This is a genomic window from Gluconacetobacter aggeris (assembly GCF_014174395.1).
GTDB classification, from domain to species: Bacteria; Pseudomonadota; Alphaproteobacteria; order Acetobacterales; family Acetobacteraceae; genus Gluconacetobacter; species Gluconacetobacter aggeris.
Genome location: NZ_JABEQD010000006.1, coordinates 121,094 through 144,460, shown reverse-complemented (window position 1 = coordinate 144,460; position 23,367 = coordinate 121,094). Strand labels below are relative to the sequence as shown.

Sequence of the window (23,367 nt, the reverse complement as noted above, 5' to 3'; positions counted from 1 at the left end):
GGGAGCTGGAGCATCGTTGCCCGTCCGGATGATCCTGGCCGAACGGGATGGGATATGTGGTTTCGGAGGGTTGGATGCGCGATCTGCTCGACCGCCTGCGCGATACGATCGAACGACACTGCGTCGCGCCCACCACGCGAACCGCCGTGCCGGGCCTGCTGCTGTTTCGGGCCGAGGCGCCGACCACGCCGATGAATGTGGTGTACGAACCGCGTTTCTGCGTGATCGTGCAGGGCAGCAAGCAGGTCATGCTGTGTGACCAGGTCTTCGATTACGATGCCAGCAAATATCTGGTGACGGCGGTGGATCTGCCGGTGAGCGGCCATATTACCCATGCCAGCCCTGAGGAGCCCTATCTGGCTCTGTGCCTGACCCTGGACCCGGCCGATATCGCGGATGTGCTGATCGAACTGCGCGATCGGCCGGAGGATCTTTCCCACCAGTGCCCGCGTTGCCTGACGGTCAGCGCGCTGACGCGAAATATCCTCGATCCGGTGACGCGGCTGGTGGGGCTGCTCGATACGCCCGAGGATATCATCTTTCTGCGCCATCTGGCGGTCAGGGAATTGCTCTATCGCCTGTTGCAGGGGCCACAGGGCGGGGTCCTGCGCCAGATCGCCACCGCCGGCAGCAACCTGTCGCACCTGAACCGGGCGATCGCCTGGATCAGGGACCATTATGCCCAGGCCTTCGACATCGCGGATGTCGCCCGGCTGGCGGGGATGAGCCCGTCATCCTTCCATCGGCATTTCCGGGCCGCGACCATGATGAGTCCGCTGCAATATCGCACGCGTCTGCGCCTGCAGGAGGCGCGGCGGCAATTGATGAGCAATGCGGTCGATGCGGCGGAGGTGGGTTTCGCGGTCGGGTATGACAGCCCGTCGCAGTTCAGCCGCGAATATCGGCGCATGTTCGGGAATCCGCCGGCGCGGGACGCGCAGCGGATTCGGGCAGAGAATGCCGTGGAGGCGCGGACGCTGGAGGCGGTTTGATGGATGGCGGAGGGGAGGTCTGGTTTCTGTTTTTTTTTCAAAAAAGCACAGAAACCAGAGCGAACCTGTTCAATGCCCTTACCCGGCGGTACCGAGCTTGTCCTGTGTCTTCGTCTCGAAATCACTTGCCTCGTGGCGTTCGCGCAACTGGCTGGAGGGTTCGCCGAACGTGCGGTTGACCATGCGGCCGCGCTGGACGGCCGGGCGTTCCAGCAGGCGGTCGGCCCAGGCCTGGAGATGCTTGTAGTCCTGCACGCTCAGGAACTCGGCGCCGCCATAGAGCCAGCCTTTGGCCAGTCCGCCATACCAGGGGAAGATCGCCATGTCGGCGATGGTGTAGGTGTCGCCCGCGATATAGGGGCTTTCCGCCAGCCGGCGGTCCAGCACGTCGAGCTGGCGCTTGGCCTCCATTGCGAAACGGTCGATCGCATATTCGATCTTGTGCGGTGCGTAGGCATAGAAATGCCCGAACCCGCCGCCCAGATAAGGGGCGCTGCCGACCTGCCAGAACAGCCAGTTGAGGCATTCCGTGCGCCCGGCGAGGTCCTCTGGCAGGAAGGCGCCGAATTTCTCGGCCAGGTAGAGCAGGATCGAGCCGGATTCGAACACCCGGATGGGGGCGGGCCCGCCATGGTCGACCAGGGCGGGGATCTTGGAGTTCGGGTTGATGGCGACGAAGCCGCTGCCGAACTGGTCGCCCGCGCCGATATTGATCAGCCATGCATCATATTCGGCCCCGGCATGGCCAGCCGCGAGCAGTTCTTCCAGCATGATCGTCACCTTCACGCCGTTGGGCGTGCCGAGCGAATAGAGCTGGAGCGGGTGGCGGCCGACGGGGAGGGCCCTGTCATGCGTCGGGCCTGCGATCGGGCGGTTGATGCTGGCGAACTGGCCGCCGCCCGATTTGTTCCAGGTCCAGACCTTAGGTGGGGTGTAGTCGGTGGGTTCGGTCATCGTGGATCTCCGATATCAGGATGCGGGCGGGTAATTCGAGGGGAACAGCGCGCGGAGGGCCTGCTCGTCGGTGGTGGTCTTGAAGGCATGATCCTGCCCGACGGCGCGGGCGCGCGCCACGGCGGGGCGGCTGTCGATGGTGTGGAAGAAGCGTTTCAGATGCGGCCAGGGAGCCAGCGGATCTTCCGTGCCCTTCATCACCCGGGCCGCGCGATCGATCCAGCCCCAGGCCGACATGTCGGCGATCGTGTAGCTGTCGCCGGCGATATACTCCCGGTCTGCCAGGTGATCGTTCAGTACCTGGTAATGCCGCTCGGCCTCGCGCCGGTAGCGGTTGATGGCATAGGCCTGATCTTCGGGCGCGAAATACTGGAAATGGACCGCCTGGCCCGAATAGGGACCGAGGCCTGTGGCGATGAACATCAGCCAGGACAGCAATTCCGGCCGGTCGGCCGGGGTGCCGAGAAAGCGGCCGGTCTTTTCGGCAAGGTAGAGCAGGATGGCGGTGGAATCGAAAACGCGCGCCGGCGCGCCGCCTGGCCCGTCCAGGTCGATGATCGCCGGGACCTTGGCGTTGGGGTTGATGGCGCGGAATGCCGGGTCATGCTGCTCGCCCTTGCGGGTGTCGACGGGAACGACCGTGTAGTCCAGGCCGCTTTCCTCGAGGAAGAGGGCCACCTTCGCGGGATTGGGGGTGGGGTGGAAGTAGAAGCGGATCATGGTGCCTCCGTTCGTTCCGGCGCATGGAGCGGTGCGTTTTAGTATGATCGTTCTATAATGACGCGTCGTATCTCATGTGGCAAGATGGGATCGTAATGCCTGCATGGATGAGGGAATGGCCCGGCCGCGAGAATTTGACGAAGATGCTGTGCTGGATGCGGCGGTTGCATGTTTCTGGCGGCACGGGTTCGATGCGACGTCCATCAGGGACCTGGTCGGGCAGACCGGGTTGACGGCCGCGAGCCTGTACAATGCCTTCGGCGACAAGAGGTCGCTGTTCCGGCTGGCGCTCGAACGGTATATCGCGGGGGGAATCGGCCCGCGCCTCGCGCGGTATGAGGCCGCGCCGCCGCTGGATGGTGTGCGGGGCTATCTGGACGACGTGGTGGCGCGTTCGCTGGATGATCCGGCCAACAAGGGCTGCATGCTGGTGAATGCCGCGCTGGAATTCGCGGCGCAGGACGCGGAGTTCCGGCCGCTGATCATCGGGACGTTCGGCCGGATCGAGGCTTTTTTCCTCGACTGCGTCCGGCGGGGGCAGGGCGATGGCAGCATGACGCGCACGTTGGCGGCCGAGGATCTGGCCCTGCACTGCCTGGCGGTGCTGATGGGGGTGCGGGTGCTGGCGCGTATCCGCCCGGAACGGGCGGTGCTGAATGGAGTCGTGGCGGCGCTTCTGGCCGCGCTGGTCGCGCGGCCGGAAGAGGGGCGGGACGGGGCTGCAGATCGTTCGGAACGTGGTATGACATGAAAGCCTGGCCGGGAATGTGACTGGCGCGCGGTGGCGCGCGGGGAAGCGCGTCGGATCGTCGTCGGCGCGTGTGCCCGGTCGGGGCACAGGAGACAGACAATGATCTTGCCCGTTACCCATCTTGCCGCGTTTGCGCTGGTCGCGCTGGGCATGGCGCTGACGCCCGGCCCGAACATGATCTACCTGATTTCCCGTTCCATCTGCCAGGGGCCGCGTGCGGGGCTGGTCTCGCTTGGCGGTGTGGCGCTTGGATTCGTCTTTTACATGTTGTGCGCCGCGTTCGGGATTACCGCGCTGGTGATGGCGGTGCCCTATGCCTATGACGCGCTGCGGCTGGGTGGGGCGGTGTACCTGCTTTATCTCGCATGGCAGGCGATCCGGCCCGGCGGGCGGTCGCCGTTCCAGGTGCGCAAGCTGGCGGCGGATGGCAATCGCCGGCTGTTTCTCATGGGTTTCATGACCAATCTGCTGAATCCCAAGATCGCCGTGATGTATCTGTCGCTTCTGCCTCAGTTTACCGTGCCGGGCACGTCGGTGCTGGTGCAGATCCTGATCCTGGGGACCATGCAGATCGTCATCAGTGTGCTGGTGAATGCCGTCATTGCGCTTTCCGCCGGCAATATGGCGAAATTCCTTGAATCCAACCCCCGTTTTGCCATGGCCCAGCGCTGGATGATGGCAACGGTGCTCGGCGGTCTGGCAGCGCGGATGCTGACCGAGCAGCGGGGGGCCTGAAGGAGGCGCATCCCCGACCAGGTGGATGGTCTGATCGGGGGCGTGTGCCGGAAGGCGCGGCTAGCTGCCGTGCCGTGCCAGGTCCCGGCTGGCGGTGTTCCGGGAGCCGGGAAGCCTGAAATGCGTGACGAGTTGCGTGAGCTTCTGCGTTTCTCCGGCCAGGCTGCGGGCCGAGGAGCGTGACGTGTCGGCGATGGATGCGTTCTTCTGGGTGCTCTGGTCCATGACGGTCACCGCGGCGCTGACTTCCTTGAGGCTGGTGGCCTGGTCGCGCGCGCTATGAACGATCGCGTTCAGCTTTTCCCCCATTGTCGAGACCAGTCCGGAAATGGTCTGCAGGGCCTTCTCGGTATCGCGCACGCAGGTGGCGCCGGTGTGGATTTCCTCGACCGTCTTGCGCACGAGGTCGCCGATATCGCGGGCGGCGTCGGTGCAGCGCTGGGCAAGGACGCGGACTTCGTTGGCCACGACGGCGAAGCCTTTTCCGGCGTCGCCGGCGCGCGCGGCCTCGATGCTGGCATTCAGGGCCAGCACGTTGGTCTGGAACGCGACGCCGTCGATGACTTCGACGATGGCGACGACCTGTGCCGAGCTGGTTTCGATGCGCTGCATGGCCTGGCGGGTGCGGCTCATGATTTCGGAAGACGATTCGGCTGAATCGCAGGCCTGCACGCCGATGGCCTGCGTATTGTTGATGACATCCTCGGCATGCGAGACGTTTCGGGTGATCTGATTGATCGCCGCCGTCGTTTCCTCGAGGGCGGCGGCCTGCTGTTCCGTTCGGTCGGCGAGTTCCTCGGCGCCGGTGGAGACGGTCTGGCTGCCTTTCCGGATCGTATCGACCGCGTTGGAAATGCCGGTGATGGCCGTGGCGAGCTGCTGGATGGAACGGTTGAAATTGGTCCGCAGCGGTTCGAATTCCTGCGGCAGGGGCTGCTGGATCTGCGACGAGAGGTCGCCGGTCGACAGGGCGTTGAGGGCCGTGCCGATCGTGTCGATGACCCTGTTGACGTCCTTGAGCCTCTGCTCGTCCTCCTGGCGGCGCCTGGCCTGCTGCGCCTCGTTCCGGCGGCGCTCCTGCTCGGCTTCGGCGTCGGCCTGTCGGGCCCGGAGAAGGGAGCCGCGGAAATTCTCCAGCCCGCGGGCCGTGGCGCCGAGTTCGTCGGAGCGCTGCACGCCGTAGACCGTGACGTCGTAATCGCCATGTTCCAGCGCCGAGACGGACTGCAGCAGGTTGCGCAGCGGTGTGCTCAGCAGCTTGTTGAAGATGAGCCACATCAGCGCGACCGACAGGATGATCAGCGTCACGCCCGGAATGACGAGGGAGAAGATGTTGTCCCAGACCGGCCTGGTGATGGCCTCGGACGGCACATCGACGATCAAGGTCCAGTACACATTGAAATTGTCGATCTTGAGCGGAACGACGATGCGGTCCACCGTGCCGTTATTGAAATTGCGGATGATGGAAAGCTTGTGTTCCGCAATGGCTTTTTCGACGAGTGTGTTGGGTGTGTCGTTATAGTGCTTCATCACCAGGGCGGGATCGGGGTTGACGATCCAGAATCCCTGGCTGGACAGGAGGGAGATGGTCGACCCTTCGGCGATCCTGACGTTCTTCAGCAGCGGCGCCAGCCAGCCGAGCGGGATATCGGCCCCGATGACGGCGATTCTCTTGCCGTCGAAAGTGATGGGATAGGTGGGGGACACCATCGGAACCTTCGTATCCGCGTCGATATAGGGTTCCAGCCCGTCGAGGTCGCCGGTCTTGATGATGTTCCTGTAAACATCGCTGTAATGTTCGGGCGGTGTGTTGATCGTGACCTTGCCGTCGGCGCCGCGCAGGACATACGGAAAGAAGATGCCGTGACTGTTGGTGCCCGGGCCGCCGGGAACCTGGGTGCCGTCGAATCCGCGCGGGACTTCCTTGAAATCCATGCCGTAAATGTCGGGAAAGCGCTGCATGTCTTCATACAGGAGGTCGACGATGAACTGCCTGGTCAGCACGCCGGACCGGTGGGCGGTTTCAATCGTGCCTTGAATGCCGCGGACGACGGTGTTCTGCGCGGTCAGGGCCAGGGTGATCTTCTGTGCCAGGATCTGGCTGTTCGAAATCGCCTCGGAATAGATGGTCTTTTCGACCTGGGCCTTCATCAGCCTGCTGGACAGGGCCACGGCGACAAGCTGGATGATGATGAAGGACAGCCCGCATATCATGATGATCTTTGTGGATAGAGATGCGCGGGGGCGCGCATGCGACGATGCGACCATCAAAGGGACACTCCGGGAGAAAGGTGAAGCAAAGTCATGAGGTAAAACCAGTTGCGGATACTCTGACATCTTCGTTGCTTCTATACAAGCGAAGTCAGTCTTTCAGTAAATATGGATCATTCAATGATATTATGTGGATAAATAATGAATATATCTGACTATGTTGCTTGTTTTGTGCTTTTTTAATGGTATTCATTTATGAAGATCGTGGAATTCAATAATTTTCAGGCCCTGCGTTGGGATGGGGTGATTGTATTGGTTCCGGGATGAATTCCGGCCGGATGGAATTCTCTGCTTGGGTGAGGCGCCTGTCAGAACAGCGCGATAGCGCGTTTTTCGTGATCCGTTGAGATAAAAAACCGCATAAGCGTTTGATGGAATTTGTTTTTATTTCCAGAGTGTCCATGTTCGGACGAGAAACGCCCGTGCGGGCCGGGGCGGTCTGTGTGCTGCCGGGCCTCGGCCATGTGTCGGATCGGGGAAGCGGGGGCGGAGAAGGCAGGGGCTTCGACCCGCTGGGGCGTGGGTGCCAGATATTGCGCGCGGCTTTAACCGCTCTGCATGCGCCATGTGCGCCTGCGTTGCCCGGAGCGGGCGCAGGGCGGTCTTTCTTTAGTCTTTGAAGAAATAAGGAAAGGTTGGCTCCCGAAGTAGGACTCGAACCTACGACCCAGCGATTAACAGTCGCTTGCTCTACCAACTGAGCTATTCGGGATCAGCGCCGGGGCACCGTATAGCGGAGGTTCGGGACGGAGGTAAACCCCCTCGATACGTTTTTTTTTGACGGCTAGGAGAGGAGGCTCCAACCATGCGAAGACGTCTCATGCGCGATGGGCTGAATCGCGCCGGATAAGGGCTGAAGGGGGCCAAAGACGCGGATGGATCAGATGGCCGGTCATCCATGCGTGACCTGACGCGGCGGCGCCTGCTGCTTGCCGCCGGTGGGGTGGCAGGTGGGGCGGCGGTCGTGGGGGCCGTTGTGACGCGCAATCGGGGGCCCCATCCGGTGGTGCGGCACAAGATTGTGCCCGATGGCCGGGCGCGGCGGCTGGTCCTGTCCTGGCCGTCGTCGAATCGTCTGTTGTTCGGCGTCGCGCGGGCCCGGTTTTTCGGCACCTACAATCTGGACGTGACATTGGTGGACGGGCCGCGCACCGGCCGCACGACCATTGCCGATGTGGTGGAAGGGCGGGCCGCGGGGGCGGCGGCGCCGATTCTGACCTGGCTGGACCGTTTTCGTCTGGGGCCGATTCCGGCCCATCTGGTCAGCGGCCTGCAATCGGGCAGTTTCCGCCTGCTGGTGCGGCGCGGGGTCAAGGGCTCGCGGCTGGATAATGTCGCCGGGATGCGAATCGCGGTGACCGACCAGGACATGGCCGACCGGCTGTTCTTCTCGGTCATGATGCGGCGCAAGGGCATCGACCCGGAAAGCGCGGTGCATTGGGTGACGCTGGCGCCGACACAGGTGGAGCAGGCCGCACGGGCGGGCGAGATCGATGCCGTGGCGGCCCATGATCCGCAGGCATGGCAGTGGCTGCACTTGCCGGACCCGATCTTCTTCGAACTGGAGAACAGCACGACCGGCCATTACAGGGAGCGGACCAATCTGGCCCTCGGCCTGTCCGACGCCCTGTTGCGGTCCGACCCGGTGGCGGCGGCGTCGCTGGTGATGGCGCTGCGTGCCGCGTCGGACTGGATTCGCGCGCATCCCGACCAGGCGGCGGAGTTGGTGGCCGAGGCGATGGAAGGCATGGATGCGGGCCAGATCCTGGCCATGCTGCGGCATGAGAGCCTGGGTATCAGCCCCGTGGGCGCCGACCTGCGGGTGCAGGTGTCGCAATATGTGGACGAGATGAAGCTGCTGGGACGGGTGTCCGATACGGTCGGCTCGGCGGCCTATGCGCGGCGGCTGTGCGTCAGCGTGCTGGAGGCGGACGAATCCGGCGCGCTGTCGATTCCGGGGAACGGGCCGGCCTGACGCCGGCCCGATTGCGCTGCGATATTCGGGCGCGTGCCGGTTCGGTCAGCCGATGGACGAACAGAGATATTTGATTTCCAGATATTCCTCGATGCCGTGGCGCGAGCCCTCGCGGCCCAGGCCCGACTGCTTGATGCCGCCGAAGGGGGCGACCTCGTTGGAGATCAGGCCGGTATTGTGGCCGACCATGCCGTATTCCAGGGCCTCGGCGACGCGCCAGACCCGGCGGACATTCTCGGTGTAGAAATAGGCTGCCAGGCCGAATTCGGTGTCGTTGGCCATGGCGATGACCTCTTCCTCCGTTTCGAAGCGGAACAGGGGGGCGACGGGGCCGAATGTTTCCTCGCGTGCTACTTTCATCTTGCGGGTCACGCCGGTCAGGATCGTCGGTTCGTAGAAATTGCCGCCGGCCGGGGGCTGCCTGCCGCCGGTGACCAGGGTGGCGCCGTGGGCCAGCGCGTCGGCGACGTGGGATTCGACCTTTTCGACCGCCGCGGAATCGATCAGCGGGCCGATGGTCACGCCGGGTTCGGTGCCCAGGCCCAGTTTCATGGCCCGCACCGCCTCGGCCAGGCGGGCTGCGAAGGCGTCATGGATGCCGGACTGGACATAGAGCCGGTTGGCGCAGACGCAGGTCTGGCCCGCATTGCGGTATTTCGAGGCCAGCGCGCCCTCGATCGCCGCGTCCAGATCCGCGTCGTCGAAGACGATGAACGGTGCGTTGCCGCCCAGTTCCAGGCTGAGTTTCTTGATGGTGGGCGCGCACTGGCTCATCAGGATGCGCCCGACCTCGGTGGAGCCGGTGAAGGACAGCTTGCGCACCACGTCCGACCCCGTCAGCACGCCGCCGATGGCGCGGGCATCGCCGGTGATGACCTGGAGCACGCCGGCGGGCACGCCCGCCCGCTCGGCCAGCACGGCCAGGGCCAGGGCGGTCAGCGGCGTCTGTTCGGCGGGTTTGACGATCATGGTGCAGCCGGCGGCCAGCGCGGGGGCGGCCTTGCGGGTGATCATGGCGGCGGGGAAGTTCCACGGCGTGATCGCGGCGCACACGCCGACCGGCTGCTTGATGACCAGCAGCCGCTTGTCGGTGGTGGGGGCGGGAATCGTCTCGCCGTAGATACGCTTGGCTTCCTCGGCGAACCATTCGAGGAAGGAGGCGGCATAGAGGACCTCGCCCTTCGCCTCGGCCAGGGGCTTGCCCTGTTCGGCCGTCATCAGCGCCGCCAGGTCGTCGGCGTTGGCGACCACCAGGTCGAACCAGCGGCGCAGGATGGCGCCGCGATCCTTGGCGGTGCGCGCCGACCAGGCGGGCAGTGCGCGGGCGGCCGCGGCGATGGCGGCTTCGGCCCCGGCCGCGCCCAGGTCGGGCACCTGGCCGACGACGCGCCCGGTCGCGGGGTCGGTCACGGGGGATGTCCGCTCGGGCGCGGTCACCCATTTTCCGTCGATCAGGCAGTCCGATCGCAACAGGGTCGGGTCTTTGAGCATCACCATTGCCGGCTCCATATCGTTCAGTATATTGAACGCGTGGTCATTATGATGAACTGTGGGGGCATTGATCTCCTTCGGTCAAGGCGGGAGAGGGGAATGCGGGCTCACGATGGGGTCAGGTCCGGCGGGGCGCATGTGCCGGCGCTGCGGCGGGCGGTGGCGATTCTCGACCATATCTCGGCCTCCTGCGACGCGCCGACGCTCTCCGGATTGGCGCGCGCGCTGGGATTGCCCAAGAGCACGGCGCATGGGCTGGTGCAGGCGATGGAGGAACTGGGGCTGCTGGTGCGTGCGGCCGACGGCACGCTGCGGACGGGGCCGCATCCGTTGCGCTGGGCGGGGGACTTCCTGGCCCGGACCGATCTGGTTTCGGTCTTCCGGCAGTCCATCGCCGAGGCGCGGCGATTCGAACGGTTTACCGTGACGATGACGGTGCTGGACGGGGGCGAGGTCGTTTATATCGCCTGTTCGGATGCCAATAGGCCGCTGGATGTGGCCTTTCGTATCGGCATGCGTCTGCCTGCGCCCTTTACCGCCACGGGCAAGGCGCTGCTGGCCGCCCGACCCGATGGGGCGCTGGACGCGCTGTTCGGGCAGGGATTTCCGGCGCCGCTGACGCGCTACAGCGTCGCCTCGCTGTCCGATCTGCGGCGGGAGCTTGTGGAGACGCGGCAGCGGGGTTTTTCGCTCGATGACGGGCAGATCCGCGAGGGGTTGTTCTGCCTGGGGGCGACGGTGAGCGACCATACCGGCCAGGCCGTGGCCGCGCTGGCGCTGTCGCTGACGCGTAGCGAGGCGACGCCGGATACGATCGCCACGCTGGGGGGCGCCCTGGTCGAGGCCGCCGCCGACCTGTCGTGCCGGCTGGGGGGCGGCTGACCGGGGCGGCCGGTTTATGCCGCCACGCGGCGCCTGCGGGGTGCCTGTGTCTTGGGGGCGGTCTTCGTTCCGCTTTTCTTTTCGCTCTTCTCGCTGGTGGCGGAGGCTTCGTGGCGGAAGATCGTGAGGATCTGGGTCGCGATCTCGGCCGGAGAGAGGCGGCCTTCGTGATACCAGGTATCCGCCGTGTTGAGCAGGCGCAGCAGCAGGATGCGATAGATCTGGCGGTCCAGTCCGGGCGGCAGGGGGAGGGCGTCGACGATCGTGCGGAAGATGGTCTCGAACTCGTCGCGCTTCCTGACGAGGATGGCTTTCACCTCCTCGGGCACCGAGCGGAAATTGTTCATGATCGGCAGCGTGAGGGATTCGGGATTGAGCTGGATTTCCAGCATCTCGGTACACGCGGCCTCGAGCCGTGCCCATGGCGCGGTATATGGTGCCATGGCGGCGCGTATGCGCCGTGCCGCCGCGTCCAGCGCCCGGTCGTGGATCTCGATGAACAGCGCCTCTTTCGAGCGGATATGGTAGTACAGGGACCCGCCCATCATGCCCGCCCGCTCGGCGATCTCGCGGATCGAGGTCGCCTTGTAGCCATATTCGGCGAACAGCTTGGCCGCGATTTCCAGAATTTCCTGGCGGCGTTCCAGGTTGGGGGCGGCTTCGGCCGCTGAGACTGCCTGTGCGCGGCCACGCCTGACCGGGCGGGCCGGGGGCTCGTCATGCGTCCTGCCGGGACCGGTGGTCTTCCGTCTTTGCCTCGCGCTCACGCCGTCCTGTGCTCCTGCTATCTGCTTCCGGGTAATTCTTAATGCATGGCCGGTTCATGTTCCATGGCCTGATGCGCGGTCTGTCCCGGAAATGCGTGCGGGCGGCGGGGTGGCGCTCAATCATGTGTGATGAGGCGGGGCTGTTTTCGGCCTCGACAGGGGTAGGCGCGCGCCATACAAAGTTAACTAACAAATGTTAGGCACATTTGGGCCGGCGTGCGAATGAAGGGTGCGACATCATGAACATGGATGATCCTGTCGTCATTGTTTCGGCGGCCCGTACGCCGGTCGGCTGGTTCCAGGGCGTGCTGTCGGATGTGCCGGCGACCGAACTGGGAGCCGTGGCGATCCGGGGGGCGCTGGCGCGGAGCGGTCTGGCGCCTGATTCCGTCGATACGGTGCTGATGGGGTGCGTGTTGAGTGCCGGGCTGGGGCAGAACCCCGCGCGGCAGGCCGCGCATGGCGCGGGGCTGCCGTTTGGCGCCGCGACGGCGACCGTCAACAAGCTGTGCGGATCGGGGATGATGGCGATCGCGATGGGGCACGATGCGCTGAAGGCGGGATCGGCCCAGGCGGTCGTGGCCGGCGGCCTGGAGTCGATGTCGAACGCGCCCTACCTGCTGACCAGGGCGCGGCAGGGCTATCGTCTGGGGCACGGCCAGATGATCGACCATATGCTCCATGACGGGCTGGAGGATGCGTACGAACCCGGGCAATTGATGGGGCATTTCGCGGAACAGACCGCGCGCGATTATGGTTTCAGCCGGGCGGAGCAGGATGCGTATGCCGCGATGACGCTGGCGCGTGCCCGTGTCGCGGTGGAAGGCGGGGCCTTCGCGGCCGAGATTTCGCCCGTTTCCGTCAGGACCCGCAAGGGCGAGGTGGAGGTCACGCAGGACGAGAATCCGCTCAAGGCGCAGCCGGACAAGATCCCGACGCTGCGTCCGGCCTTCGGCAGGGATGGCACGATCACGGCGGCCAGTTCGTCGGGCATTGCCGATGGTGCGGCGGCGGTGGTCCTGGCGCGCCGGTCCTGGGCCGAACGGCAGGGAGTGCCGGTATTCGCCGCCATCCGGGCGCTGGCGGTTCATTCGCAGGCGCCGCGCGATTTCACGCAGGCGCCGGTGCCCGCCATCCGCACGCTGCTGGATCGGGCGGGGTGGCGCGTGGGCGATGTCGATCTGTTCGAGATCAACGAGGCTTTCGCGGTCACGGCCATGGTGGCGCAACGCGATCTGGACATTCCGTCGGACAGATTGAACGTGAACGGGGGCGCATGCGCGCTGGGGCATCCGATCGGGGCGACGGGGGCGCGGCTGGTCACGACCCTGCTGCATGCATTGCGCGCGCGGGGATTGCGGCGCGGGGTGGCGGCTGCCTGCATCGGCGGTGGCGAGGCGATTGCGATCGCGGTGGAACTGCCCTGACGACCGGGGCGTCGATCGACTGGAAGAGGGCTGGCAGCTTCCCTATCGTCTGACATGCCCGATGGTCGTGGCGGTTGTGACGAGGTTCTGCATGTGCTGCCGCGCGAGGAATGTGCTGGAAGGGCTGTCGCGATGTCTGCTGCTGGCCGTCATGGGGGGGCTGCTGGCCTGCTGTGCCGGCGGGGGCGGGCCGTCGGCCTGCCGGCCCGGGGAGCTGAATTCGGTCTATCTGGTCGATCGGGGGTGGCATACCGAAATCGGGGTGCCGGTGGCGGCGCTGTCGGGGAAACTGGCGGTCTATCGCGAGATCTTTCCCGGCGCGCGGACCATTCTGTTCGGCTATGGCAAGAAGACGTTCTTCACCGCCCCGGCGAGCAGTCTGGAAGAATATCTGATCGGGCCTTTTCCCGGTCCGGCGGTGGTGCAGGTCTTTGCCATGACCACCACGCCAGACCTGGCCTATGACCCGGATGCCGTGGTGGTACTGCCGGTGAGCCGTGAGGGGATGGATCGCCTGTCGGACTTTATCGGGGGCGACCTGGAGACGGGGCGTGATGGCCGGCCACGGCTGGTTGCGGCCGGTCACGGACCGGAAAGCCTGTTCTATGCGGCGCGCAGCCGTTACACGCTGTTCCATACCTGCAACGGATGGGTGGTGCAGGCGCTGCGGGAGGCCGGGCTGCCGGTCTCGGCCGATGGTGTGGTGTTTGCCGGCCAGGTCATGGCGCGCGGCGCGCGTGCGGCGGCGATGCTGTGCCGCAAGACAGCGCCGTGAGGGATCTCAGAGCCTGACCGAAAACGCGCGCCGGATCGCCGCCAGCGTGCATTTTCGGTCAGGCTCTCAGGGGCAGGGTGGGTGATTGCCGTCGGGACAGACGACATCCGTGCCGCGCGGTACGACGATGACATTGCGGTCGCGGGGCGGGTGGTCGTCGCCGTCGCCGCTGGCCGAACTGCATGCGGCCAGGGGGAGAAGGATCAGGCACAGGGCGGCGGAAAGGCGGAGCGGGTGGCGCGGCAATGGAACGTCGGTCATGGAAGACGCCTTGCAGGAGGAGCGAGGTGGCGAGGTACTCAATCGCGCGGCCTTCGGTCCGGTTGCCGGTCGGCTGTAATTTTTCCCCTGATGTTCGGCGGTTACGCGACCCGGAAAGCCATCGCGGGTCAGGTCGGGTCGTCCTGCCGGTCTTCGTTCACGCGGATGCCGCGCCGGGCCAGGGCCTCGCGCAGCAGGATTTCGATCTGTGCGTTTGTGCTGCGCAGTTCGGCGTCCGCGCTACGTCTGATGGCTGCCAGCAGGGCCGGGTCGAGGCGGAGGGCGAAGGCTGCCTTGTCCGGTCCGCGCGGCCTTCCCCTGCTTCTCTCGTGGGTCACGAATAGAGCGTGCCCGTGTTGACCACCGGCGTGACGTCGCGATCGCCGACCAGTACCACCAGCAGGTTGGAAATCATTGCCGCCTTGCGTTCGGCGTCCAGGACGCCGCCCAGGCGGTCTTCGAGTTCGTTCAGGGCCTGTTCGACGATGGAAACGGCGCCCGAGGTGATGGTGCGCCGGGCGGCGATGACGGCGCTGGCCGCCTGTTTGCGCAACATGGTCGCCGCGATTTCGGGCGCATAGGCCAGGTGCGACAGGCGGGCCTCCTTCACCACCAGGCCGGCCAGTTCCATCCGTTCCCGAAGGTCGGCGGCGAGGGTGGCGGTCAGCCTGTCTCCGCAGTCGCGCAGGGACAGTACGCCGCCATCCTGGCGGAGCGTTTCCCCGGCCTGCTGCGTGGCCAGCGCCTGCCGGTATTCCTCTTCGTCATAGGGGTGGCGGCTGGCCAGGCTGCGCAGGGCGGTTTCGCCCTGGGCGGTGACATAGGCCTGGTAATTCTCGACATCGAAGACCGCGCGTGCGGCTTCGGCCACGCGCCATGTCAGGACCATGCCGATCTCGACCGGGTTGCCCGCCGCGTCATTGACCTTCAGCGGGCCGATTTCCTGCGTGACCAGCCGCCGGGTGAGGCGCCTGCGGGCGGCAAAGGGGTTCACGAGCCAGAAACCGTCCTGGCTCAACGTGCCCGCATATTTCCCGAGGAATGTCAGCACCACGGATTCGTTGGGTTGCAGGGTGATGAGGCCGCGCAGCAGGATCATGGCCGCGAGGCCGCACAGGCCCGCGGTGACGCCGCACGACGCCTTCGTCATGTCGTCGGAGACAAGTCCGGCGGACAGCACGGCGAGCAATCCCGCCAGGACCAGCAGCATGGCGATGCCGATTCCTGCGAAACCCGAGATGGCCCGGGCCTTGATTTCCTGCGTTCCCATGCGCGCGGCTCCCTACTTATTTTATATATTTATGATATCATAAAATAAGTAGGGAGCAAGATGCGCGCCGCCTGTCAGGGCGTGCCGCCCGAGTGTAGCAGGCGGTGCAGGGCCAGTGCGGCGTCGGGGCGGTTCAGCGTGTAGACATGCAGGTCGGTCACGCCATGATCGCGCAGTTGGCGGCATAGTTCCGCCGTGACGGCGGTGGTGACCATCGCGCGCGCGCCGGGGTGGTCGTCCAGCCCGTCGAACAGGCGGCGCATCCAGTCGGGCACGTGGGCGCCGCACATCTCGGCGAAGCGGTAGGCCTGGGCGATGTTGGCGACTGGCAGGATGCCCGGCACGATCTCGGTCGTGATGCCGGCGGCCGTGGCGCGGTCGCGGAAGCGCAGGAAGGTTTCGGCCTCGAAGAAGAACTGGGTGAGGGCGCGGGTGGCGCCGGCGTCGATCTTGGCCTTCAGATGATCCAGGTCGGCGGCCGGGCTGATGGCGGCGGGGTGAGTTTCCGGATAGGCGGCGACCGAGATTTCGAACGGCGCGATGCGGCGCAGTCCGGCGACCAGTTCCACCGCCCCGGCATAACCGTCGGGATGGGCGACGAAGGGGGCGCCGGGTTCGGACGGGTCGCCCCGCAGGGCCACGATATGCCGCACGCCTGCGTCCCAATAGGCGCGGGCGACGGCATCGACCTCGGCGCGGGTGGCGTCGACGCAGGTCAGGTGGCCTGCGACCGGCACGCCGGTTTCGCGCACCAGTTCGGCGACCGTTTGCAGCGTGCGGTCGCGGGTCGAGCCGCCGGCGCCGTAGGTGACGGAGATGAAGCGCGGGCCGAGCGGAGCCAGGACCGATGCGGTCTGCCGCAGCGCCTCGGCCATCTTGGGCGTCTTGGGCGGGAAGAATTCGAACGAGAGCCCGGGGCCGGGGGGCTGGGGCAGGGACATATGGCCGGTTCCTTGGAAGCGGAAAAAGGAAAGAAGCGGGTCAGGCGGATGGGGTGGCCGTGCGGCGGCCCAGCCACAATTTGACGGTGAGTTCGCCATCCAGATGGACCGGCGGCGCGCTGGCCAGGCCGGCGGCGGTGAACCAGTCCGCCATCTGCCGGTCCGTAAAGCCGAGGCGGACATGGGCGTCGCGCTCGCGCAGATCCTCTCGGTCGTGCGGTGCGAAATCCACGATCAGCAGGCGGCCGCCCGGTGCCAGCACGCGCGCGGCCTCGGCGATCGCGGCGGCGGGATGCTGCGCGTAATGCAGGACCTGGTGCATGATCGCGAAATCGGCCGCGCCATCGGGCAGGGGCAGGGCATACATGTCGCCCTGCCGCAGTTCGGCGTGATCCGATCCCGGTTGTGCCAGCTTGGTGCGTGCCAGGCGCAGCATGGCCGGGCTGCGGTCGAAGCCGATGGCGCTGGCGGCCTGCCGGCCCAGCAATTCCATCATCCGGCCGGTGCCGGTGCCGATATCGACCATGCGCCCGATCGGTTCGGGCGCCAGCAGGCGTTCGATCGCGGCCTCGACATCGCGTTCGGCCACGTGGAGCGAGCGCAGCGCGTCCCAGTTGGCGGCATGGGTTTCGAAATAATCCTCGGCGGCCGTGGCGCGGACGGCGCGCACCGCCTTCAGCCGGGCGAGGTCGGCCTGCTGTTCGGCATCACCCTGGGGGCACCAGCAATCGATCGTCTTCAGCGCCGGGGCCACGATGCCGGGCGCGCCGAGGGTCAGGAAGACCCAGCTTCCTTCCTTGCGGCGGTCGGCCAGCCCGGCGCTGACCAGGATCTTTACATGGCGCGAGACGCGGGGCTGGCTCTGGCCCAGCACCTGCGCGATTTCGCCGATCGAGAGTTCCATGGCGCGCAGCAGCGCCAGGATACGCAGGCGCGTCGGGTCGGCCAGGGCCTGGAACAGGGTGAGGGGGCTGGTCATGAAGGCTCAATATAACGATATCCTTATATATGCAAATTATATCGCTCTATGGGCTTGACCGTTCGTGACCCCCAATAGCGACGCGGCCGCCGGACAATGTGTCCGGCGGCCGCGTGTCTGGAGCCGTGGGGCATGATGAGGTGAGGGCACCCTCATCATGTCGGGATGTTGAACAGACTCAGCCGTGCTTGAGATCGGCGAGGATCGCGTCGCCGGCACGCAGCGACAGCGCGGCCATGGTCAGGGTGGAGTTGACCGTGCCGGAAGCCGCCATCGTCGCACCTGTCGCCAGGAACAGGTTGGGATGGTCGTGGGTGCGCAGCCAGCTATCGACGACGGAATCCCGGGGGTCATGCCCCATGATCGTGCCGCCGGTGATGTGGTTGTTCGGCGTGAAGAACGACGACATCTCGATTTCCGTGCCGCCCATCGCCTGGGCGATCCTGGTCAGGTGCTGGCGCGAGAGGACGGCGGATTTGCGGACATATTCGCCGACATCGTAGGTGACTTCCGGATGCGGAATGCCCAGCGCGTCACGACGGTCCTTGGACAGGACCAGGCGATTGTCCGGGTTCGGCAGGACTTCATGGTTGGCATAGATATCCACGCCATGCGCCGTGCGGCGACGGATTTCCTCGTCCAGTTTCCGGCCGACCAGGCCCATGGACAGCGCCTTCATCCCGGCGCGGGAATTCTGGGCGGTGTTGTTGTAGCCGATCTGGATGGCGGCATAGTCCGAACGGAACGGACCGTCGCGGAAATTGGTGATCGAACTCATTTGTACCGAGCCGCCGCCGGCCCAGACGGGCTCGGCCGACTGGAAGCTCATGCCGATGCCCGGATGGTCCATCATGTTGCGGCCGACCTGGTCGGACGAGTTGGCGATGCCGTTCGGGTTGCGATCGTTGGCGGCGAGCAGCAGCAGTTTCGGCGTTTCGATGCCATTGGCCGCGATGACGAAGGTCTTGGCGACGACGCGATGCGATCCCTTGTCCGGATCGTAATAGTTCATCGCGACGATCTTGTTCTTCGCGTCGGTTTCGATCGAATAGACGACGGCGTTGGGGATGATCCGCGCGCCGTGCCGTTCGGCCTTCAGCGCCGAATAAACGCCGTGATACATGGCACCGATCGGGCAGATGGGCATGCAGTTATTGTTGCCGCAGCACTGGGGACGGTCGTCATAGGGACGGCTGTTGCGCGCCTGGGGCACCGGCGTGTTGTCATAGCCGAGCGGCTTGACGATGTCCGTGAAGACGCGGTCGCCCGGCCCGTACGGCATGGAGTCCATCGGCCACGGGGTCTTTCGCGGCGCGGAGGGGATGATCTCCTGCCCGTTGGGGCCCTTGACGCCCATTTCGCATTCCGCGGCGTAGTAATAGGCCTCGAGCTCATCATAGCTGAGCGCGTAGTCGCGGCCGACGCCGTAGGCCGATTTCAGGCGGAAATCGTTGGGCAGGTAGCGCCAGCTCGATGCCGCCCAGTGCCAGGTGGTGCCGCCGACGCCCTTGATGATGCCCTGGCGATAGGCGCTGGCATCGGGGCCCTTGACGATCAGGTAGCCGTTATCGGGGAAATAATTGGTGTGCGGCGCCCATGGAACCGACGGGTAGGGCGTCGCGTAATCATATTCCGACTTGTTGTTCGGCGGCATGTTCCGCCAGTTCTCGACGATCTGGTCGCGGTCGCGATAGGGGCCGGCATCGAGCAGGATGACGGACACGCCGTTGCGCGCGAGCTTGTGCGCCAGCATGGAGCCGCAGATGCCGGCACCGGCGATGACGACGTCCGCCGTCAGCGTTTCTTGAGCCATGAGTGAATCTCTCCTGTTTTCCGGCGGCTTACGCGGCGCGTCTGGACTTGAGGATAAAACGAAGCGCCAGGGCGAGAGCGCCCAGAATGACCAGGCCGACAATGGCGAGGACCGCGAGCACGCGCGGCTCGGAAAGCTGGGCGATGGCGGGCTTGGGACCGCCGGCGCGAATGGTGGCGACGGTGTCGGCGGTGACGGTTGCCTGCCCGCTGCCGAAATGACCGGTCACGTAATTGGCGATTGCCGCGACCTGCTGGTCGTCGAGGCGCTGCACCAGGGACTGGGCACCGAAGCCGGGCATCAGGACCTGATGGCCCTCGACCGTGCGGTCGACGCCGAACAGGATGCTGGCGACCAGGTCGGCCGGGTTGCGCTGGCCCGTCGTCGTGTTGCCGATCAGGGAGGGGTAGTATCCGTCGGCCGATCCCTTACCGTTCGACTGGTGGCAGCTTGCGCAGACGTCCTCATACAGCACGTTCCCTTCGGTCATGCCCTTGAGGGAGCTATTGTTGCGGCGCGCATTGGCGGCGGCGTAATCGAAGGGCGCCGCCTTGCCGTCATGGGCGAAGTTCGCGGTGGCCTGGCCGGGCTCGGCAATCGCCGGCACGGTCTTGAGATAGGCGACCATCGCGGCCAGGTCGGTCGGCGTCAGATACTGGAAGCTATGTTCCACCGCTTCGGCCATCGGGCCGGCGGCGCGCGCATGCGCGGATTTGCCCGTCCGCAGATAGTCCTGCAATTCCTGATCGGACCAGCCGCCGATACCCGCGACCTTGTCGCTGGTGACGTTGGGCGCCCGCCAGGAGCCGAGATCGCCGCCGGCGAGATAGGCCGAGGATTTCGGCGCCATCATGATGTTGCGCGGTGTGTGGCATTCGCCGCAATGCGCCAGCGTATCCACCAGATATCTGCCGCGGTTCCATGCCGCATCGTGCGTGGAATCGGGCACGAATGGCTTGCCCTCGACGCCGCTCAGCAGCTTCCAGCCCCACAGCGAGGCACGGATCGAGAAGGGGAAGGGAAGGTTGGTCTTCGGCGCGGGCTGGTCGACCGGCTTGACCTCATGCATCAGGTAATCGTACAGCGCCGCGACGTCTTCGTCCGTCAGCTGGCTGTACGATCCATAGGGCATGGCCGGATAGAGTTCGGCGCCGTCGGCGCGCACGCCGTGGCGGATCGCGCGCGAGAATTGCTCGAGCGTGTAATTGCCGATGCCATAGGTCTTGGACGGCGTGATGTTCGTCGAATAGATCGCACCCATCGGCGAGGCGATGGCATAGCCGCCGGCCAGTTCCGCGCCCTCGTGGCCGTTGGTGTGGCAGGCGGCGCAGTCGGCGGCGATGGCAAGATAATGGCCACGGCTCATGGACGTGTCGGCATGCGCGATCGCATGCCCCGTCAGGACCAGCGGGGCGGCCAGCCAGAGGCTGCGGAGGAGTCTCCGGGATTTCGATACGGAATTTTTCATGATACGCCCCGGTCAGAATTGCGGCATTTGCTCAACGGGAGCCGGTTCGGCGACCCAGTAGTTCGGTCCGTTATGCGCATAGGTCGGGATGACCACGACATCGCGCGCAGGCTGATACATCAGGGCATTTTCAAAAGCATAGACGCGGGCGTTGGTGCCGTCCTCGATCACGCCGGAATACCAGGCCCGGATGATGTGCAGCAGCGTGTCGTGCAGCGGCGTGCCGCGCAGGGATTCCTCAAGCGCCTCGACATCGGCCGGCTTATTGTCGGCGACCATCTTGACCAGTGCCGCGAGTTGACCCGGAAAGAGCGCGCTCTGTGCGCGCAGGGCACCCAGCAGCGACTGGCCGACCAGAGGGTCCAGCGTGCTGTGTCCGGTCGCGAAACGGGAAAAGCTGATGAAATCAGCGGCTTCGTCTACAGTGGCGCCGGTCGCGGCCTCGGCTGTGCCGGGTTGGAAGGACGGCAGGAGCAGGCCGAATGCCGACGCGGCGGATACCATCAGCATATGGCGGCGGGACATATGGCCGCGCATGGGCTCCCCCCGCGCTTTATCGGAATTTCCCATGTTTTTCCCAGACGAGTTCAAGGTATGGATTATGCAAACATCAAGGCGTACGAACTATGTTTCCGATGTCCTTGAGATCTGAAGCGTCACTGACGGATGGCAATCCATAATCGCCGGAATATCAGAACGCAATGGATTGATAGGGTGAGTGGAAGAGCAAGAAGAGATAACGTTTTTTTGAACGCGAGAGTAATTTCAAATAGATTTCCGACTTTCAGAAAATTAACAATCAAAGACGAAAATAAAAATGTTATAACATGATGGGAATGGGTTGCCGTGTTTTTGGAGGAAAATAATAAATAGTTTCATTCTTTAATTTTTAGAATATTATTATAATAAGTTTCTAAAAATTCCAATGAAATTCATATAAATCAGTATATTTGTGTAGTTTGTTTTAATGGTTACTAAAAAATTTCGGAAATTGATCAAAAAATAGGCTGGTGTTTTGTTTGTGTCGCGATTTTACCTGAAAACTAAAATTTTTTTTAATAGGAAAACGTTTTCTAATTTGTATCCACGGATGGCATTCGCGCGCCGCTTTGTGAAAAAAACTTTACGCAAGGCTGTTTTGGAAATATGGATCTGTGTGGGTTTGGGGCAGGTTCGGCCTGGACCCATGACGGCCATCGCAGGGCCCGCGCGGGCATATGATGATTAAAGAGCAATCATGGCCGATTGCGTTTTATTTCTTTATAATCATAGGCCTTTTCAAAAATGAAAGATGACCCGATGCCCCTTTCCCGGCCATAAACGAGACGAAGCGTTTCATAGAGAAAAAGTTTCGCCATATTCCCAATAGGACTCCGATGATCGGACACTGTGAATGTCACCGGTCGCGCCACTTTGTGAAAAGTGTTGGACGGTTTGTAGCGTTTTTTATTCTGGTATGCGGCCTTCATGCCGGCGACGGTCATGCCCAATCGTCAAGCAGCAATAATCCCCTGTCGGCGACCAGCAAGGGCGAGGCGGTCGAATACGGCGCGGTCTCGTCCAAGGCTTACCAGCCGACGGCGTATCCGCTGGATGATGTGGGCGGGTTCACGATCGGCCCCGTCATTCCGACCCTTGCGGGAGCGCCGCATCTGTTTGGTGACTGGTACGGCATTCAGCCGTGGCTGCTCAAGCACGGCGTTTTTCTGAACCTGGCCCTGAACGAGGAATATGTCGGCAATATCACCGGGGGCAAGACCCGGTCGAACGTGCTGGCGGGGCAGGTCGCGGGAGAGCTGGATATCGACTGGCAGCGCCTGGCCGGCGTGGAGGGGCTGTGGACCCATATGCTGGTCATCAACGGGCATGGCCGCAGCTTCAGCCTCAATTCCGGCGATTCGGTGACGAATCCGGAACAGATCTACGGCGCGCGCGGCAACGTCGTGGCCCATCTTGTCGAGATGTATGCGGACAAGACCTTCTTCAACAAGCGCGTCATCGTGTCGGTGGGTGACATTCCGACCGGCAGTTTCTTCTCGTATGACTATACGGCATGCTTTTTCATGAATGTCTCGGTGTGCAGCAACTGGGCGCCGGGGAAATACAATCCCGGCGGCCGCGACTGGCCGTCGGGGAATGTGGGCGGCGTGCTGAAGATCCGGCCGACACAGCAGACCTACATCGAGGGCGGCGTGTTCCTTGTCAGCCCGCATGCCTATAATGGCGGTATTTCGGGATGGGCGATCGCGCAGGACGGCATGGACAAGGTCACCTCGCAGGTCGAAATCGGCTGGATGCCCGAGTTCGGCAAGCACAAGCTGCGCGGCAACTACAAGATCGGCTATTGGTACGACAATTCGCGCTATCCGAACCTGTATGAGGATATTCACGGCAACTCCTTTCAGGCGACCGGTCAGCCGCGCCGCTATGAAGCCGGCATGAGCGTCGCATGGTTCATGTTCAACCAGATGCTGGTCCGCAACGGAGAGGGCCTGACCAACGGCCTGATCATCGAAGGCGGCGCGGGCTATGCGCAGGGCAACCTGGTTGCGATGCGCGATCGCGAATGGGTCGGCTTCGTGGAAAGCGGCACGCCGTGGCATCGTCCGAACGATGCGATGGGCATCATGTTCCAGCATTACGACATGAGCCGTACCGTCAGCCTCCAGCAGGAATCGTCCCTGGCGCTCGGTCTTCCGTTCATGTCGAACCAGTGGGGCCCGGTCTACGGTATCCAGAACTGGGAAAATGCCTACGAGGCCTTCTACAGCATCAATCTGGCGCCGGCGACCAACCTGATGGCCGATTTCCAGTATATGCAGCATCCGGGCGCCACGACGACGTTCAAGGATATTGCGATCCTGGGCGGTCAGTTCACGACGAACTTCTGATCGT

General features: G+C 64.2%; 21 protein-coding genes and 1 tRNA gene. 8 read left to right on the top strand and 14 right to left on the bottom strand.

What is annotated here, in order from left to right; genetic code table 11:
* Window positions 1–74: 74 nt before the first annotated feature.
* Window positions 75–992 carry an AraC family transcriptional regulator gene (locus HLH36_RS10730; RefSeq protein ID WP_182986369.1) on the top strand — a complete coding sequence of 306 codons (918 nt, stop codon included), beginning with the start codon at window positions 75–77 and terminating at the stop codon, window positions 990–992.
* 78 nt (window positions 993–1,070) lie between these two features.
* Here HLH36_RS10730 and yghU read toward each other — a convergent pair whose 3' ends face one another.
* Complete coding sequence (yghU, locus tag HLH36_RS10725) at window positions 1,071–1,946, bottom strand: glutathione-dependent disulfide-bond oxidoreductase (protein WP_182986368.1); 876 nt, start codon at window positions 1,944–1,946, stop codon at window positions 1,071–1,073.
* 15 nt (window positions 1,947–1,961) lie between these two features.
* A complete protein-coding gene (locus HLH36_RS10720; protein WP_182986367.1) occupies window positions 1,962–2,666 on the bottom strand; it encodes a glutathione S-transferase family protein in 705 nt (234 codons plus the stop codon).
* A gap of 115 nt (window positions 2,667–2,781) precedes the next feature.
* Here HLH36_RS10720 and HLH36_RS10715 point away from each other — a divergent pair, with 115 nt between their 5' ends.
* Both HLH36_RS10715 and HLH36_RS10710 read left to right on the top strand, forming a co-directional pair.
* Complete coding sequence (locus HLH36_RS10715) at window positions 2,782–3,417, top strand: TetR/AcrR family transcriptional regulator (protein ID WP_182986366.1); 636 nt, start codon at window positions 2,782–2,784, stop codon at window positions 3,415–3,417.
* Between the two features lie 99 nt (window positions 3,418–3,516).
* On the top strand, window positions 3,517–4,152 hold the full coding sequence (locus HLH36_RS10710; protein ID WP_182986365.1) for a LysE family translocator: 636 nt from the start codon (window positions 3,517–3,519) through the stop codon (window positions 4,150–4,152).
* Between the two features lie 60 nt (window positions 4,153–4,212).
* Here HLH36_RS10710 and HLH36_RS10705 read toward each other — a convergent pair whose 3' ends face one another.
* Together HLH36_RS10705 and HLH36_RS10695 are read right to left on the bottom strand one after the other, a co-directional pair.
* Window positions 4,213–6,366: a methyl-accepting chemotaxis protein gene (locus HLH36_RS10705; RefSeq protein WP_246376700.1), complete on the bottom strand. Its 2,154-nt coding sequence runs from the start codon at window positions 6,364–6,366 to the stop codon at window positions 4,213–4,215.
* Window positions 6,367–7,059: 693 nt separating this feature from the next.
* Window positions 7,060–7,135 (bottom strand) — tRNA-Asn (locus HLH36_RS10695).
* Between the two features lie 186 nt (window positions 7,136–7,321).
* Between HLH36_RS10695 and HLH36_RS10690 the strand changes: the two genes are divergently transcribed.
* Window positions 7,322–8,398, top strand: coding sequence for an ABC transporter substrate-binding protein (locus HLH36_RS10690; RefSeq protein ID WP_182986362.1), 1,077 nt, complete (start codon window positions 7,322–7,324; stop codon window positions 8,396–8,398).
* Window positions 8,399–8,443: 45 nt separating this feature from the next.
* Here the strand turns inward: HLH36_RS10690 and HLH36_RS10685 are convergent, their stop codons facing one another.
* A complete protein-coding gene (locus tag HLH36_RS10685) occupies window positions 8,444–9,895 on the bottom strand; it encodes an NAD-dependent succinate-semialdehyde dehydrogenase (protein WP_182986361.1) in 1,452 nt (483 codons plus the stop codon).
* Between the two features lie 93 nt (window positions 9,896–9,988).
* On the opposite strand from HLH36_RS10685, the gene HLH36_RS10680 reads away from it, so the two are divergent.
* Complete coding sequence (locus HLH36_RS10680; RefSeq protein WP_182986360.1) at window positions 9,989–10,771, top strand: IclR family transcriptional regulator; 783 nt, start codon at window positions 9,989–9,991, stop codon at window positions 10,769–10,771.
* Between the two features lie 14 nt (window positions 10,772–10,785).
* Here the strand turns inward: HLH36_RS10680 and HLH36_RS10675 are convergent, their stop codons facing one another.
* Complete coding sequence (locus HLH36_RS10675) at window positions 10,786–11,538, bottom strand: TetR/AcrR family transcriptional regulator (RefSeq protein WP_338030432.1); 753 nt, start codon at window positions 11,536–11,538, stop codon at window positions 10,786–10,788.
* 239 nt (window positions 11,539–11,777) lie between these two features.
* Here HLH36_RS10675 and HLH36_RS10670 point away from each other — a divergent pair, with 239 nt between their 5' ends.
* Entirely contained in the window at window positions 11,778–12,965 is a 1,188-nt protein-coding gene (locus tag HLH36_RS10670; RefSeq protein ID WP_182986359.1) for a thiolase family protein, read from the top strand.
* Between the two features lie 91 nt (window positions 12,966–13,056).
* Window positions 13,057–13,740 carry a DUF2459 domain-containing protein gene (locus tag HLH36_RS10665; RefSeq protein WP_246376698.1) on the top strand — a complete coding sequence of 228 codons (684 nt, stop codon included), beginning with the start codon at window positions 13,057–13,059 and terminating at the stop codon, window positions 13,738–13,740.
* A 66-nt stretch (window positions 13,741–13,806) separates the two neighbouring features.
* Here HLH36_RS10665 and HLH36_RS10660 read toward each other — a convergent pair whose 3' ends face one another.
* The 8 genes from HLH36_RS10660 to HLH36_RS10625 form a co-directional block, all read right to left on the bottom strand.
* Window positions 13,807–14,001 carry a hypothetical protein gene (locus tag HLH36_RS10660; RefSeq protein WP_182986443.1) on the bottom strand — a complete coding sequence of 65 codons (195 nt, stop codon included), beginning with the start codon at window positions 13,999–14,001 and terminating at the stop codon, window positions 13,807–13,809.
* Between the two features lie 128 nt (window positions 14,002–14,129).
* Window positions 14,130–14,339, bottom strand: a complete 210-nt coding sequence (locus HLH36_RS10655) for a toxin-antitoxin system HicB family antitoxin (protein WP_182986358.1) — start codon at window positions 14,337–14,339, stop codon at window positions 14,130–14,132.
* On the bottom strand, window positions 14,336–15,271 hold the full coding sequence (locus HLH36_RS10650; protein ID WP_182986357.1) for an SPFH domain-containing protein: 936 nt from the start codon (window positions 15,269–15,271) through the stop codon (window positions 14,336–14,338). The genes HLH36_RS10655 and HLH36_RS10650 overlap by 4 nt, the downstream gene beginning before the upstream one ends.
* A gap of 74 nt (window positions 15,272–15,345) precedes the next feature.
* Window positions 15,346–16,212 (bottom strand): methylenetetrahydrofolate reductase [NAD(P)H], encoded by an 867-nt coding sequence (gene metF / locus HLH36_RS10645; protein WP_182986356.1) that lies wholly within the window; start codon window positions 16,210–16,212, stop codon window positions 15,346–15,348.
* Between the two features lie 40 nt (window positions 16,213–16,252).
* Window positions 16,253–17,191: an ArsR/SmtB family transcription factor gene (locus HLH36_RS10640; RefSeq protein ID WP_182986355.1), complete on the bottom strand. Its 939-nt coding sequence runs from the start codon at window positions 17,189–17,191 to the stop codon at window positions 16,253–16,255.
* A 178-nt stretch (window positions 17,192–17,369) separates the two neighbouring features.
* Window positions 17,370–19,004, bottom strand: a complete 1,635-nt coding sequence (locus HLH36_RS10635; protein ID WP_182986354.1) for a GMC family oxidoreductase — start codon at window positions 19,002–19,004, stop codon at window positions 17,370–17,372.
* A 28-nt stretch (window positions 19,005–19,032) separates the two neighbouring features.
* Entirely contained in the window at window positions 19,033–20,472 is a 1,440-nt protein-coding gene (locus HLH36_RS10630; protein ID WP_182986353.1) for a cytochrome c, read from the bottom strand.
* Window positions 20,473–20,484: 12 nt separating this feature from the next.
* Window positions 20,485–20,997, bottom strand: coding sequence for a sorbitol dehydrogenase family protein (locus tag HLH36_RS10625; RefSeq protein ID WP_182986352.1), 513 nt, complete (start codon window positions 20,995–20,997; stop codon window positions 20,485–20,487).
* 1,064 nt (window positions 20,998–22,061) lie between these two features.
* On the opposite strand from HLH36_RS10625, the gene HLH36_RS10620 reads away from it, so the two are divergent.
* Window positions 22,062–23,363 carry a carbohydrate porin gene (locus HLH36_RS10620; RefSeq protein ID WP_246376732.1) on the top strand — a complete coding sequence of 434 codons (1,302 nt, stop codon included), beginning with the start codon at window positions 22,062–22,064 and terminating at the stop codon, window positions 23,361–23,363.
* Window positions 23,364–23,367: the final 4 nt, after the last annotated feature.